8 protein-coding genes are annotated in these 14,223 nt (G+C 41.9%); 7 read left to right on the plus strand and 1 reads right to left on the minus strand.

All coding sequences use genetic code 11. The features are described 5' to 3' along the window. Positions 1-7: 7 nt before the first annotated feature. The 3 genes from R2S10_RS00740 to R2S10_RS00750 all read left to right on the plus strand — a co-directional run bounded on the left by R2S10_RS00740 (position 8) and on the right by R2S10_RS00750 (position 6,931). Positions 8-1,570, plus strand: a complete 1,563-nt coding sequence (locus R2S10_RS00740; RefSeq protein WP_316838510.1) for a glycoside hydrolase 43 family protein — start codon at positions 8-10, stop codon at positions 1,568-1,570. A gap of 35 nt (positions 1,571-1,605) precedes the next feature. Then, positions 1,606-4,548: a glycoside hydrolase family 2 TIM barrel-domain containing protein gene (locus tag R2S10_RS00745; protein ID WP_316838511.1), complete on the plus strand. Its 2,943-nt coding sequence runs from the start codon at positions 1,606-1,608 to the stop codon at positions 4,546-4,548. A gap of 61 nt (positions 4,549-4,609) precedes the next feature. Beyond that, entirely contained in the window at positions 4,610-6,931 is a 2,322-nt protein-coding gene (locus tag R2S10_RS00750) for a beta-galactosidase (protein ID WP_316838512.1), read from the plus strand. Positions 6,932-6,985: 54 nt separating this feature from the next. Here the strand turns inward: R2S10_RS00750 and R2S10_RS00755 are convergent, their stop codons facing one another. Next, positions 6,986-7,831 (minus strand): AraC family transcriptional regulator, encoded by an 846-nt coding sequence (locus R2S10_RS00755; protein WP_316838513.1) that lies wholly within the window; start codon positions 7,829-7,831, stop codon positions 6,986-6,988. 206 nt (positions 7,832-8,037) lie between these two features. Between R2S10_RS00755 and R2S10_RS00760 the strand changes: the two genes are divergently transcribed. The 4 genes from R2S10_RS00760 (at position 8,038) to R2S10_RS00775 (ending at position 14,223) form a co-directional block, all read left to right on the plus strand. Continuing rightward, a complete protein-coding gene (locus R2S10_RS00760; protein WP_316838514.1) occupies positions 8,038-9,717 on the plus strand; it encodes a GMC family oxidoreductase in 1,680 nt (559 codons plus the stop codon). A 3-nt stretch (positions 9,718-9,720) separates the two neighbouring features. Beyond that, positions 9,721-10,329 (plus strand): gluconate 2-dehydrogenase subunit 3 family protein, encoded by a 609-nt coding sequence (locus tag R2S10_RS00765; RefSeq protein ID WP_316838515.1) that lies wholly within the window; start codon positions 9,721-9,723, stop codon positions 10,327-10,329. A 123-nt stretch (positions 10,330-10,452) separates the two neighbouring features. Beyond that, positions 10,453-11,178: a ThuA domain-containing protein gene (locus R2S10_RS00770; protein ID WP_316838516.1), complete on the plus strand. Its 726-nt coding sequence runs from the start codon at positions 10,453-10,455 to the stop codon at positions 11,176-11,178. 36 nt (positions 11,179-11,214) lie between these two features. Further along, complete coding sequence (locus R2S10_RS00775; protein ID WP_316838517.1) at positions 11,215-14,223, plus strand: LamG-like jellyroll fold domain-containing protein; 3,009 nt, start codon at positions 11,215-11,217, stop codon at positions 14,221-14,223.

Below are 14,223 nucleotides of genomic sequence, written 5' to 3' on the forward strand. Positions count from 1 at the left end.
CATTTAAATGAAGAAATATTTTTTACTTGTTTTATTGCTGGCTGGGAGCCATGTAATGGTTGCTCAGACCAAAAAAAACGGAGTTTATACCCCTGATAATGGCAATGGGACTTTTACCAACCCATTGATGTGGGGGGATTGGCCGGATCCTGATATTATCCGGGTAGATGACTACTTTTATTTCGTCTCTACCAGCATGCACTATGTTCCGGGAAGCCCGGTCGCCAGGTCCAAGGATTTGGTAAACTGGGAAATGCTGAGTTATGCAGTGCCAAGATATGACGAAGATCCGCGCTACGATATGAAAGGCGGAAATGCCTATTTAAAAGGCTCCTGGGCCAATACCATCCGGTACAACAATGGCACCTTTTATGTTGGTTTCTGTACGCCTAATACTTCCAGAACTGAACCAGGACATTTTTCTATATGTACCGCCAAAGATCCGAAAGGCCCATGGAAAAGAACGATTTTTAAAGAATACATGTATGATCCGGGATTGTTCTTTGATGATGATGGCAAAGTTTATGTGGCGCATGGGCAGGAAAGACTGTTCATCACGGAATTAAACGCAGACGCCCTATCCGTGAAAACTCCTCAAAAGGAAGTTTATAATAATCCTGCATTTCCATATCTGGAAGGTTCGCATATGTATAAAGTGAATGGGAAATATTACATGATGGGTTCTACAGGCGGCACTACCGGCCGACAAATTTGTCTGCGTTCAGACAATATTTATGGACCATATGAAGCCAAGGAAGTCATCAATGATGACCATACTTATCCCGGCAATGGTTTGCACCAGGGAGGGATGGTACAGTTGAAAAATGGCAGCTGGTGGTTCATCATCATGCAGGACCGTGGCCCTATTGGTCGTGTGCCTAATCTGGAGCCAGTAACCTGGGTAGATGGATGGCCAATGTTGGGGGATAAAGGAAAAGGTGTAGAAACTTTTAAAAAACCTGATGTAGGGAAAACTCATCCAAATGTAGTTCCGGCAACATCCGACGAATTTAACACTGCAAAACTAGGCTTGCAATGGCAATGGAACCACAATCCGGATGATCAGAAATGGTCGCTTACTGAGCGTAAGGGGTATATGCGCCTGAAAGCCGGAAAGGCAGCTAAATTATCGGAAGCCAGAAACACCCTTACACAAAGAGTACAGGGGCCTTTTTCAGCTGGTACAGTGGAGATTGATGTTACCGGTCTGAAAGATGGAAATGTGGCTGGCTTTGGTGTTTTCCAGTTCCCTTATGCCTTCGTAGCCGTACAACAAAAATCCGGACAGAAATCTATAATAATGGTTAATGCGGACAGCACTGTAACTACCATCCCTTTTAAAGGAAATAAGCTATGGATAAAGGCAAGTGTCACGCATATCGGATACACTGCTTCTTTTGATTATAGCACAGATGGAAAGAATTTCCAGAAAATTGGGAACATGCTAAATATGGCATTGGGACTAGACTGGACCGCCAATCGCTTTGCTTTATTTAATTACAGCACAACGGCTGATGGTGTTTCTGGTTATGCGGATTTCAATTGGTTTAAGTTAAAAGATTCTTTGTAATTCGGTTCAAATCATCTATTTCATTAGAAAACTACATGCGTACAATCCATAGCAATACTGTTTTAATTTGCTGCTGCTTTTTATTACTGTTTCAGACCAAACTATCGGCCATTAGTCTGCAGGAACCCAGACAAAAACTTAATTTTAATACCAACTGGGCCTTTCATCGGGGCGAAGTCAATCATGCCGAAGCAATAGGTTTTAATGACCGTGCATGGGAAGCCGTAACCATTCCTCATGTGATGAGGCTGGAGAAAAAACACAATGGCGGTGCTGCCATTTATCAGGGAATTGGCTGGTACAGAAGGTATTTTAATCTGTCAAATTCATTGAAAAATAAACGTCTGAGTATTCATTTTGAGGGGGTACAAATGAATTGCGATGTTTATTTAAATGGGAAGAAATTGACCAGTCATTTTGGGGGATATATGGGCTTTTCTGTCGACATCACTCCTCATGTGAAATTTGGGCAGGACAATGTACTTGCGTTAAAAGTGACGAATACTGATGATCCTTTAACTCCTCCAGGTAAGCCCATGCAAAAACTGGATTTCAATTACTACGGAGGGATTTATCGGAATGTATCCTTATTGGCTACAGAAAAGATTTATGTTTCGGATGCCCTGGAAGCTAATAAAGTGGCAGGTGGAGGCTTACTGATCAATTATACCAAGGTAGATAAAAAACAAGCCATACTAAGTGTTCAAAGCCATATTGTAAATGGATCGGATAAAATGGCAGCAGTAAAAATATGGAGCATTTTAAAAGATAAAAACAATCAGGAAGTAGCCAGAGTGATGGTTCAGAATAAAATTAATGCCCATGGAGAACATACTTTTCAGCAGGAAATGAAAATCTCCAACCCTAAGTTATGGCATCCTGAGCATCCATACCTTTATCATTTGGAAAGCCTCGTATATCGGGAAGGAGTGTTGACCGATAAGCTGCTAACCAGAACCGGAATTCGTTCTATTGCCTTTAAATCTGCTACAGGAAAAGCGGATGGCTTCTATCTGAATGGAGAGAAATTATATTTAAGAGGTGCAAACAGACATCAGGCTTACCAATATGTTGGGGATGCGGCGAGTGATGGGATGCAGGTAAGAGATGTAAAGCTGATCAAAGCCGGAGGTTTTAATTCCCTTAGAGCGGCTCATTATCCAGCTTCAGCAGCATTTCTGGATGCCTGTGATGAACTCGGTTTATTGGTGATCCAATGTCAGCCGGGATGGCAATTCTTTAATCAAGACCCAGTTTTCGTAAACCGTTCCTTCCAGGACATCAGAGAAATGATCCGTAGAGACCGCAATCGTCCATCTGTATTTTTATGGGAAACCTCCTTAAATGAATCTCCAACTCCGGCAAGCTGGATGAAAGATGCAGTTGCAATTGCACATCAGGAAATGCCAGGTGATCAATTTTACACTGCAGATGATATGAACAGCCGCAGTAAGGATGTTTATGATGTTCTTTACAAAGTGGTCAATCCCGATGGAACTGACCCTATGCCAAACAGTCCATCCTTCACCCGTGAATGGGGAGATGCCTGGTTTTCTGATGCAAGTAAAGAAAATAGCTTGAGAGCATCAAGGATCTATTCGGCAAAGGGCATGATCAATCAGGCCAGATTAAGACAAAATGCGCTGAATGGAGAAACCAGTGAAGATAAAGGGGGGTATTGGGACCATGCAGGTTTGGATGCAAACCCAAGAATGGGCGGCTATTTTTTATGGAGTTTTAACGATTATACCCGTGGTTCGGATTCCATTACAGCGTTTAGCGGAGTGGTAGATATAGACCGCTATCCGAAGTTTGGTTATTACCAGATGCAATCGATGCAAAGACCCAATAAAAGTAATCCAGCCATGGTTTTTGTTGCCAGTTACAATAACCGCCCGGATTTGGACGCTTCAATTATGGTGTTCTCTAATTGTGATGCGGTAAAACTGTATCGCAATGGCCAGTTTATGCAACAAATAACAAGAGCTGAAAATGCAAAAACAGCACCTCATATATTTTCAAAAGAGGGCAGTCCTTATTATACTTTTCATCTGGGAAATTATCAGGCTGGAGAACTCAAAGCAGAAGGACTAATGAATGGGAAAGTTGTTGTGCAACATCAAATTCGAACAGCAAAAAAACCAGCACAATTAGCCATTGAACTAGGGGATAAGGGAGTTCCAGCTATTGCAGATGGCTCAGAAATGATCCCGGTTTATATTAAAGTGCTGGATGATAAGGGAACGCTGATCGCCAATCAAAAAGGATTGGAATACTTTGAGCTGGACCTGGAAGTTAGCGGAGAAGGAACACTGATTACTGAAACAGCTCCAGGAGCAGAAATAATGCGTACGGAAGGAGGATTGGCTTATGCTTTGATTCGTACCACTAAAAAAGCCGGTGAAATTTGCATCAGCGCGAAAAGTAAAAACCTGAAATCTGCAAGGTTAAGCTTTAACACCTTAGCCTCAGATGCTAATTTTGTAAGTGATGGCAAACATGCGGTATGGAACAATACCTATGGGGAGGCTCCTGCCGATGCAGCAAGCAATGATACCAGCAAAACTACTGCCCGCAAAAAGCTGGATTTAAAGAATGCCACTGTATCCATTCTAAATCACTCCTCAGCGCAAGTAAATCAGGCTATTGATGATAATATAAATACGGTATGGCAGGCAGAAAACACGGTTTTTCCGATGACTTTAACCATCGATTTAAAACAAATCTATCAACTGTCGGATTATCAGATTTTCTGGGGAAAGGACAGTGATTGGTATACGCATACGATACAGGTTTCTGAAGACAACCTGAACTGGATGTCTCAAACGGAAAACAGCGAGATTTCAGGTCAGGATTATGGCTTAAAAAAACTGAAATCATCCAATATCAGGTATTTGAAATTAACCATTTCAGCGATCAGACCAGAAAAAAGTAAAATCGCTATCCGGGAAATATTACTGTTTACAAAGCTTAGATAATTAATTACAAAACCCAGATAAATACGATATTAGCAGACACACAAATAACAACCTCTAAACTATGTACATTAAACAGATTACAGCAGTAATCCTATTCTTACTGCTATTTTCCAATTTGCAGGCACAACAAACTAAACCCGCATTTGAAATTGGTAAAGAATCCTTCGAATTAAATGGGAAACCTTATGTAATCCGCTGCGGCGAAATGCATTTTGCAAGGATCCCTAAAGCCGAATGGCGTCATCGCTTAAAAATGGCCAAAGCAATGGGACTAAATACAGTCTGCGCCTATCTTTTCTGGAATATTCATGAAAAACAACAAGACCAGTTTACCTGGACCGGACAAAGCGATGCCGCTGAGTTTTGTAAAATAGCACAGGAAGAAGGATTATATGTAATCCTGAGACCCGGACCATATGCTTGTGCAGAATGGGATTTTGGTGGTTTTCCATGGTGGTTATTGAAAGATAAAACCATGCAATTGCGTACCCAGCATGCTTACTACCTGGAACGCGCTAAAAAGTACCTGATGGAAGTAGGTAAAACCTTAGCTCCTTTACAAATCAGTAAGGGTGGCAACATCATTATGGTGCAGGTAGAGAATGAGTATGGTAGCTATGGAGAGGATAAAGTATACATGAACATCTTGAAATCTTACCTGATTCAGGCTGGATTTGAGGTGCCTTTATTTCATTGTGATGGCCCTTCGCAGTTAAAAGCAGACCATCCTGATGGCCTGTTTGCAGTAGTCAATTTTGGCAGTAATCCGGAAGCTAATTTTAAGGCATTAAGAGAAATTCAACCTACAGGACCATTGATGTGCGGAGAATATTATCCGGGATGGTTTGATAGCTGGGGTCGTCCACACCACAAAGGAGACACCCAAAGGGTATTGAACGAATTGAAATATATGCTGGACCACAATGCTTCTTTCAGTATTTACATGGCACATGGTGGAACTACTTTTGGTACTTACAGCGGCGCAAATTCGCCTCCTTATTTACCACAAACCACCAGCTATGATTACGATGCACCAATAGATGAAGCAGGAAATGCCACACCTAAATTTCATCAGATCCGTAAGTTGTTTAGCAATTACCTGCAAGAAGGGGAGACATTACCCGAAATCCCTGCTGCTGAGAAAATCCAAAAAGTTGGAGCCATTCAATTCAATGCTTTCGCGGCATTGCAGCAAAATCTTCCGAAACCTGTAATTTCAGAACGCCCTAAATTCATGGAAGATCTTGATCAGGATTTTGGTGCAGTACTGTACCAGACGACTTTAAAAAAAGGTAAAAAAGCCAGGTTGCAATTTCAGGAAATTCACGATTATGCCCTGGTTTATCTGGATAAAAAACTGATCGGAACCATAGATAGAAGAAAGAACAATTATCTGGTTGAAGTTCCGGAAAGAAAGCAGGATGCTGAACTGCAAATATTAGTGGAAGCAACAGGTAGAGTGAACTATGGGGAAGCCATGCACGACCGTAAAGGGATTCATGGTCCGGTAAACCTACTGATTAATAACCAGCCTACGGAGCTTAAAAACTGGAAAAACTATGCCATCAGATTGGGAGAAAATAATATTCCAGTCAGTTATAAACCATTAAAGGGACAAAAAGCAGAAGCAGGGTTTTATAAAGGGAGTTTCTCTGTAAATGAATTGGAAAACACCTACCTGGATTTAAGTAAATGGAAGAAAGGATTGGTATGGATCAATGGAAATTGTCTGGGTCGTTTTTGGGAAATTGGGCCTACACAAACGATGTTGGTTCCAGGTACCTGGCTGAAAAAAGGAAAGAATGAAATTGTTGTTTTTGACCTTTTTGGAACCCTAAATCCAAGTATGGAAAGTACGGATAAACCAGTACTGGACGTACTGAACGAACAACAGGCACAAGCACATAAAAAAGCCGGACAACAATGGCAGGCAGATGGGCAGCAAGCATACTATAAAGGAGCTTTTCAGGATAACGAAGATTGGCAGCAGGTTAACTTTAAGCCGGTAAATTCCCGTTATTTCTGTCTGGAAGCGCTTTCTTCTCAGAAAAATCAAGCTTTTAGCTCTGTTGCGGAAATCGTATTGCTGGATTCAAAAGGACAGGAAATTCCAAGAACAGACTGGAAAGTAGTATATGCAGATAGTGAGGAACTGAGTGGGGATGATGGTAATGCAGCCAATGTTTTTGACTTACAGTTTACCAGTATCTGGCATACAGAATGGGAAAGTAAATCACCTAAAATGCCACACCAATTGGTGATTGATCTGGGTGCAAAATATACTGTTTCAGGTATGAAATTATTGCCGAGACAAGGTAATTCCAGCGGTAGAATTAAAGATTTTCAATTGTACTTCTCAATCCTGCCTTTTAAAGGAATTTAAAAGCCATCAGGATTTTAATTTGATACCAGTAAGGGTTGTTTGAAAAAACAACCCTTACTTTTTATGCTGCCTTCTATACTGCGAAGGGGTAATGTTCGACACGACTTTAAACTGCTTGCTAAAATTCGCCCAGCTGTTATAACCGCTATTGTAGCAGATGTCTAAAATCGCCCGGTCGGTATCTCTCAATAGTTTGCAGGCATGCCCAATTCTCAGCTCTTTGATGAAATCAAGATAACTCTTCTTGATATTGCGTTTAAAAAACCGGCAAAAGGCAGGGATAGACATATTGGTTATTCCAGCAATTTCATTCAAAGAGATCGGATTCAGGAAATGTTTAAACGAATAATCTATGACGGCTTCAATCACTGAGTTTTCTTCAGAATTATTCATTGAACTGCAAGCCATGGTAATTACCATTTGCTCTTCAGATTGGCTGATTTTTAGCATGCTGTTGAGTAAAAGCTGGATGCGATCCATTCCTTTTGCCTGCTCTAATTCGATGATAATTTTAGCGATGTCGATCGATAGTTGTCCATGCAGCTGTAAACCCGTGTTTTTGTTCTCTAAGAATCTTGAAATAGGTTTCATCTCTGGTAAGGACAAAAATCCTGCTCCCCAGAAATCATTTAAAAAATGAATAACGATGGCAGAACCAATGCTGGTCTTTTCCTGTTTCCTAAACCAATGGGGTACATTACCCTGGAGAAAAAATACATCTCCTTCTTTATATTCTCCAATAAAATCGCCAATCAAAGCAGTACCATTTCCTTCTGTAATCAGGATTAATTCGCTCTCCAGATGTTTATGCCAGGCAGTCTCAAAATCTGGAGTTCGGTAAGTCCGACAGGCAAAGGAGTGGTGTTCCTCAACATAGATCTTTTGGATTAGTGTTTTCATTCAATTCAACTGCTATTTTGACCTAAAATAATGCTTATTAATTTAATAATTGATCAGATAGCATATTTTTTTATAGAAATAGTAGTTGGATAGGAGTACTATAATCATGTAAATTTAATTTAAGGTTAGGGATAGGTGAAGGAAATAATTTAATCAAATAACACACACAATTATTGAGATGAATGAAACTTTAAGAAAGGCTGATTATGGAAAATAACAGCTATGATGCCATCGTTGTAGGCTCCGGAATCAGTGGAGGATGGGCCGCTAAAGAACTTTGTGAAAAAGGACTGAAAGTACTCATGTTAGAACGTGGAGGACCTTATGATCATGTTAAAGATTATAAAACCGCTCAGAAAAATCCCTGGGAACTGGAACATCGCGGAAGAACAACGCAAGAACAGAAAAAGAAATATCCGGTAATTCACCGCGGTTGGGCAGCCTCCGAAGAAGTAATGGATGGCTGGGCCAATGAGCAGGACTGCCCATATACAGAAACCAAACCTTTTACCTGGTGGCGCAGCTACCGCATGGGTGGCCGGTCCATTTTATGGGGAAGGCAATCTTACCGTTGGAGTCCGATGGATTTCGAAGCCAATGAAAAGGATAATGTTGGTGTGCCATGGCCAATCGGCTATGATGACCTTGCCCCATGGTACGATCATGTAGAGAAATTTGCTGGGATCAGCGGTTCTATCGAACAGCTCCCTCAATTGCCTGATGGTCAGTTTTTACCGCCTATGGAGTTGAACTGCGTAGAAAAAGACATCGCCGAAAGGATAAAAAAAGAATACCATCAAAAAAGACATTTGATCATTGGAAGAGTAGCCAATCTTACTGCTGAGATTCCTGGCAGAACCAAATGCCAGTTTAGAAACCGTTGTTGGGAAGGATGTCCTTTTGGGGGATATTTTAGTACACAATCTTCTACCTTACCTGCGGCCATGAAAACCGGAAACCTGACGGTACGCCCTTATTCCTTAGTGAAGGAAGTGTTGTACGATAAGAATACCAAAAAAGCAACCGGAGTGGAGGTACTGGATACCGAAACAAATCAGACCTATGAGTTTAAAAGCAAGATCGTTTTTCTATGTGCTTCTACCTTAAATAGCGCCTGGATATTGATGAATTCCGCTACGGATGTCTGGCCAGAAGGTATGGGTAGCAGCAGTGGTGAATTAGGACATAATGTAATGGATCATCATTATAATATTGGTGCTTCCGGAACAGTGGAAGGTTATGAAGATCAATATGTTTACGGTCGAAGAGCAAACGGGTTTTACATCCCTAGATTTGTGAATTTGGGAGGGGATAAAAGAGATTATTTACGGGGATTTGGATACCAGGGTGGCGCAAGCCGACAAGGTTGGGGCAGAGAGATTGCCGAATTAAATTTAGGAGGCGACCTGAAAGATGCCCTGACCGAACCTGGCCAATGGACGATTGGTGCAACCGGTTTCGGTGAGATCCTTCCTTACCATGAAAATAAAGTTTCACTGGATAAAACTGTAAAAGATAAATGGGGACTCCCTGTTTTGAACATGGATGCGGAGCTGAAAGAGAACGAGCTGAAAATGCGTAAGGATATAAAAGAAGAAATGCGCGCCATGTTGGAAGCTGCTGGTGTGAAAAATGTGAGTACCTATGATGGGGGACATGCTTTAGGGCATGGCATCCATGAAATGGGAACCGCCAGGATGGGTAGAGATCCTAAAACTTCAGTCCTGAACAAATGGAATCAGGTATGGGATTGTACCAATGTTTATGTAACAGATGGTGCCTGTATGACTTCCTCCGCTTGTCAGAATCCTTCCTTAACTTATATGGCTTTAACAGCCAGAGCAGCGGATTATGCAGTAGCTGAATTGAAAAAAAATAACGTCTGAGCAATGGATAGAAGAGAACTTTTAAAAATGATCACAGTGCTTACCGGTGCTGCTATGATTGGAAGTGATGCACTACTCAGCGGCTGTAGCTCTGCTGCGGAAAAGAGAAGAAATAGCCTTTTTACGGAGCAGGAGGAAGCGTTTTTGGATGAAGTTGCAGATACGATGTTACCTGATACGGCTAAAAGTCCGGGGGCGAAAGCAGCTAAAGTAGGGTCCTGGATGACCGTCATTGTGACTGATTGCTATACTGATATTGATCAGAAAGTATTTAAAGAGGGAATTGCGAAACTGAATGCAGCTTCTGAAAAAATGTATGGTGTCGGATTCCTAAAAGCGACTGCTCCCCAGAGATTGGCATTGATACTCGCATTGGACAAAGAAGCAAAAGACTACCAATCCAATAAAGGCGCGCTTGAAGAAATAGAACGCAAAAAAGACAAGACTTTTACCAGTCTACCAGCCCATTATTTTACCATGATGAAGCAACTGTCTTTCTGGGGTTATTTCAGCTCTGAAATAGGGGCAACAAAGGCGATGCGTTATATAGCTGCGCCGGGTAGGTATGAAGGTGCTGTGCCCTATAAAAAAGGAGATAAGTCCTGGGCCTAAGCATCAAAGCCATTTCAATTTATAAAACTATTTAAAAAAACCTGATCAAACGCTCATCTTCCATTCCTTGCAATTTGTGCTGGAAATAGATGAGCGTTCTTCGGGATTAAAAATATACATACAATGAGAAAGTTAATTTTATTCTTGTGTTTCTTCACGGTGTCATTAATGAGTTGTGACGCCAATATTAGTCCTGTAAAACCACGAATTCTGGTCTTTTCTAAAACCACGGGCTTTAGACATAGTGCCATAGGAGCCGGAAAACTGGCCATTATGAAATTGGGAAAGGAAAACGGATTTCTAGTCGATACGACAGAAAATGCCGCTTTTTTTAGCCCTGAAGGATTAAAGAAATATGCTGCTGTAGTTTTCTTATCCACCACTGGTGATGTATTTAATGCGGCTCAGAAAGCAAGTTTTGAAAAGTATATTCAGGGAGGTGCCGGATTTGTTGGAGTTCATGCCGCTACAGATACAGAGTACAACTGGCCCTGGTATGGAAAACTGGTAGGCGCTTATTTTGTAAGCCACCCAGCACAGCAAATGGCAACTTTAAATGTGATCGACCGTAGCCATATCTCTACAAAACACCTTCCTGAAGTTTGGAAACGTAAAGATGAATGGTACAATTTCAAAGACATTAACAAAGACCTGAAAGTATTGATTACGATTGATGAGAAATCATATACCGGAGGTATCAATGGAGATCCACATCCTATGGCCTGGTACCACAATTATGATGGCGGACGTTCCTGGTATACTGAACTAGGACATACCGAAGAATCTTATGTGGAATCGAATTACCTGAAACACTTATTAGGTGGTATTCAATACGCTATCGGCAAATAAATCACATCTTCAAACTCTATTTTAGAAACGTTTTTAATGTCTTATTTCAAGAAAGTTAATCAGGCCACAGTTCAGCTGTTGCTTGTGGTTTTTCTATTTTCGGTTGGCAGGGCTAATGCCCAACAGCTGGTCCAGGCCCATTACAATATGGGGCGTTCAGGCGCCATCACTTATGCTACGGCTCCAGATATGCTAAAAGATCAATCCGGAAAAGGAAATGACCTGAAGAAGAACGGTCAGGCGGTCTTTTTTGCCGATGCACCTGCCGATAAAAAGTTAAACGGAGAAGGCTCCATTTCATTTAAAGACCAGGGCAGTTATAGTATCTCCGGAAATTTCAATAAGCTAAATCTACCATTTGTATTGGAGGGATGGTTTCAGGCAAACAGTCGCCAGCGGGGACAACAAGGGAAGGAGAAAAGTAGCGCGGCAATGGCTTATGGTGATGATAAAGCAGGTTACGTGCTGATGCAACAGGCAGACCAATGGGTATTGATCAGTGATGGAAAAGAAGCCGCTATAGCAATTGCCAAAGTAAATCCAGGAGAATGGATTCATATCGCTTTAGTTGATGATGGCAAATCGGTATCCGCATTTGCCAATGGGAAAAAGGTGCTGGATAAACAACCAGCTGCCAAAACTATTGCCCATAATTTCTCTATCGGGGCCTTGGGAAAACAACATTATTTTGATGGCTTAGTTTACGAAATCAGGTTAAGTACCTTAAATAAATTGAAATTTGATCCTGCGAAACACTTGTTGTTTAACGGGCAGCAACTGGCAAAAAAACAAAAGGAAGCAACAGAAGCACAGCGGACATTGATGACTGCCCTGGAAAAAAACAAGGCCATCATTAAGGTAAGCGAATTTCCAGTAGCCAGCTTAAATTCAAAAGATTGGCTGCTTGAAAAAGTAACTAGCCCGGTGCAATTGTTAATGCAGAAAAATGCCGGTCAGTTGTCCGCAAAACTATTGCTAACCAATGGCCTGTTGAGCAGGGAGTTTTATATTGCTGAAAACCTGGCTTGCGTAGGCTTTAAAAATGAATCCAATGATGCCCAATTTTTAAGGGCCATAAAACCGGAAGCCAGGATCATGCTGGACAGCACCTGGTACGATATCGGAGGACTAAGCGGGCAAGCAGAGAAATCTTACCTCATGGAAAGCTGGTATCCGGATCTAATTGCCGAACCTGCGGCTTTTCGTTTTACAGGTATTGAGGTGACCAAACCTGTAGCCCGTTATCCATGGCAACAAAAGTACAATGCCGTTCATGCTGATTGGCCGCCAAAAGGGCTCCATGTGTTAATGCATTATCAGGCACCCCGTAATAAAAACAACTGGAAAGATAAAGTTCAGGTGACCGTTCATTACGAATTGTATGAAGGGATGCCGGTCATCGCCAAATGGCTAACGATCTCAAATAATACCGGTACTTCATTTGTAGTCAGGGAAACAGAAACAGAGGTTTTAGCCATCAATCAGGATCAGGTAAAACGCATTCATATGGAAAGCGATTACTCTTTTGCACTGGCCAATGCGGATAGAGCAGGAGGTGCCTTGATGCATTATAAGGAAGCGCCACCTGCTTATCAGACGGGCGAAAGTACCACTGCCTGGAGGATAGATGAGGATTACCATACCTGGGCATCACACAATCAGGCAGAGGATAAGTTTCTGGGCTTCCCACACCATAATCTATTGGTCAGCAGAGTGCCAATGGGACCCTCCGAAACCTTGAAAAGCAATACGCAATTTACTTCCTTTACCACTTTTGAGTTGCTGCAGGACGATGACGACCGCGAGCGCCAAAGTCTGGCACACCGTAAATTCTATAGGAAACTAGCGCCACAGATTACGGAATCTTTAATTACCGCGGGCATTACTTCTCATGACAAGCCAAAGCTGAAAGCTTTCATGGATCAAATGGGAGAGCTGGGTTTCGAAAGATTAGACATTATGGCCTGGCCTGGAATTGCTCATGATAACCTGGATACAAACTATGTTGCTTTATGGAAAGACATCGCTGCTTATGCAAAAAACAAGGGAATTGTATTGGGTGGATATGAATTACAAGTGGCCTCAAGAGGTAGGGGAGCGCAATACGATTGTATTGATCCGGTAAGTCAGAAACCTGGGAGTTTATTCGGACAAAGCGTGTGTATCGCCAGTGATTGGCAGGACGACTACTACACAAAAATGTGGGAGTTTTTCGATAAAACCGGACTAATGACCTACAATATGGATGGGCCATATCATGGAGATGTATGTGCCGCCACCAACCATAAATACCACCATAATTTATACGATTCTCAATGGCAACAATGGAAACAACAGGTACGTGTGCTTCATGAATTGCAGCGCAGAAATATGTATGTGCCAATTCCGGACTGGTATTTTCTGAACGGGCAATCTGCCACAGGAATGGGCTATCGCGAAGCCAGTGCCAACTTAACACCACAACAACAATTGTTATTAGGACGCCAATATATCTATGATGGCACCTGGCATAAAACACCAACTATGGGCTGGATGTCTTTGCAATTGGTGGGTTTTTATACCAATGATCCGAGGGTAGGTTTAGAGCCCCTTGCCGAAAATATAGCGCGTTATGAACTTGCCTTGTTTCAACATCTGGCCAGTGGCTGTCAGTTTACAGTTCGTGGCAACCGCCTTTACGATACGCCCGAAACCAAGGCTATGCTAAAGAAATGGCTGGATTGGTTCAAGAAATACCGGGCAATCTTAACCTCAGACATCATCCACATCTCCCGTCCAACGGGAAGAGATCTGGATGCCATGCTCCATGTTAATCCAGAGCTGGATGAAAAGGGGATGTTGGTGGTCTTTAACCCAATCGATAAGGCCATTTCTAAACAGATGAAACTGCCTTTGTATTATACCGGAATCAAAGGGAAAGCTATGTTAACAGATCAGAGCGGAGAGCAAAGCAGTTTGACACTGAATGAAAAACAAGAAACGATCATTAATTTGAGTATTCCTGCTGGAGGATTCAGCTGGTTTACCATAAAACAGCAAGATTAA

This window comes from Pedobacter gandavensis (assembly GCF_032678745.1).
Classification (GTDB): Bacteria; Bacteroidota; Bacteroidia; order Sphingobacteriales; family Sphingobacteriaceae; genus Pedobacter; species Pedobacter gandavensis_C.

Coding starts and splice junctions, on each gene's coding strand:
- R2S10_RS00760 (WP_316838514.1), top strand. CDS start 8,038: ATGGAAAATAACAGCTATGATGCCATCGTTGTAGGCTCCGGAATCAGT.
- R2S10_RS00775 (WP_316838517.1), top strand. CDS start 11,215: ATGTCTTATTTCAAGAAAGTTAATCAGGCCACAGTTCAGCTGTTGCTT.
- R2S10_RS00765 (WP_316838515.1), top strand. CDS start 9,721: ATGGATAGAAGAGAACTTTTAAAAATGATCACAGTGCTTACCGGTGCT.
- R2S10_RS00770 (WP_316838516.1), top strand. CDS start 10,453: ATGAGAAAGTTAATTTTATTCTTGTGTTTCTTCACGGTGTCATTAATG.
- R2S10_RS00755 (WP_316838513.1), bottom strand. CDS start 7,831: ATGAAAACACTAATCCAAAAGATCTATGTTGAGGAACACCACTCCTTT.
- R2S10_RS00740 (WP_316838510.1), top strand. CDS start 8: ATGAAGAAATATTTTTTACTTGTTTTATTGCTGGCTGGGAGCCATGTA.
- R2S10_RS00745 (WP_316838511.1), top strand. CDS start 1,606: ATGCGTACAATCCATAGCAATACTGTTTTAATTTGCTGCTGCTTTTTA.
- R2S10_RS00750 (WP_316838512.1), top strand. CDS start 4,610: ATGTACATTAAACAGATTACAGCAGTAATCCTATTCTTACTGCTATTT.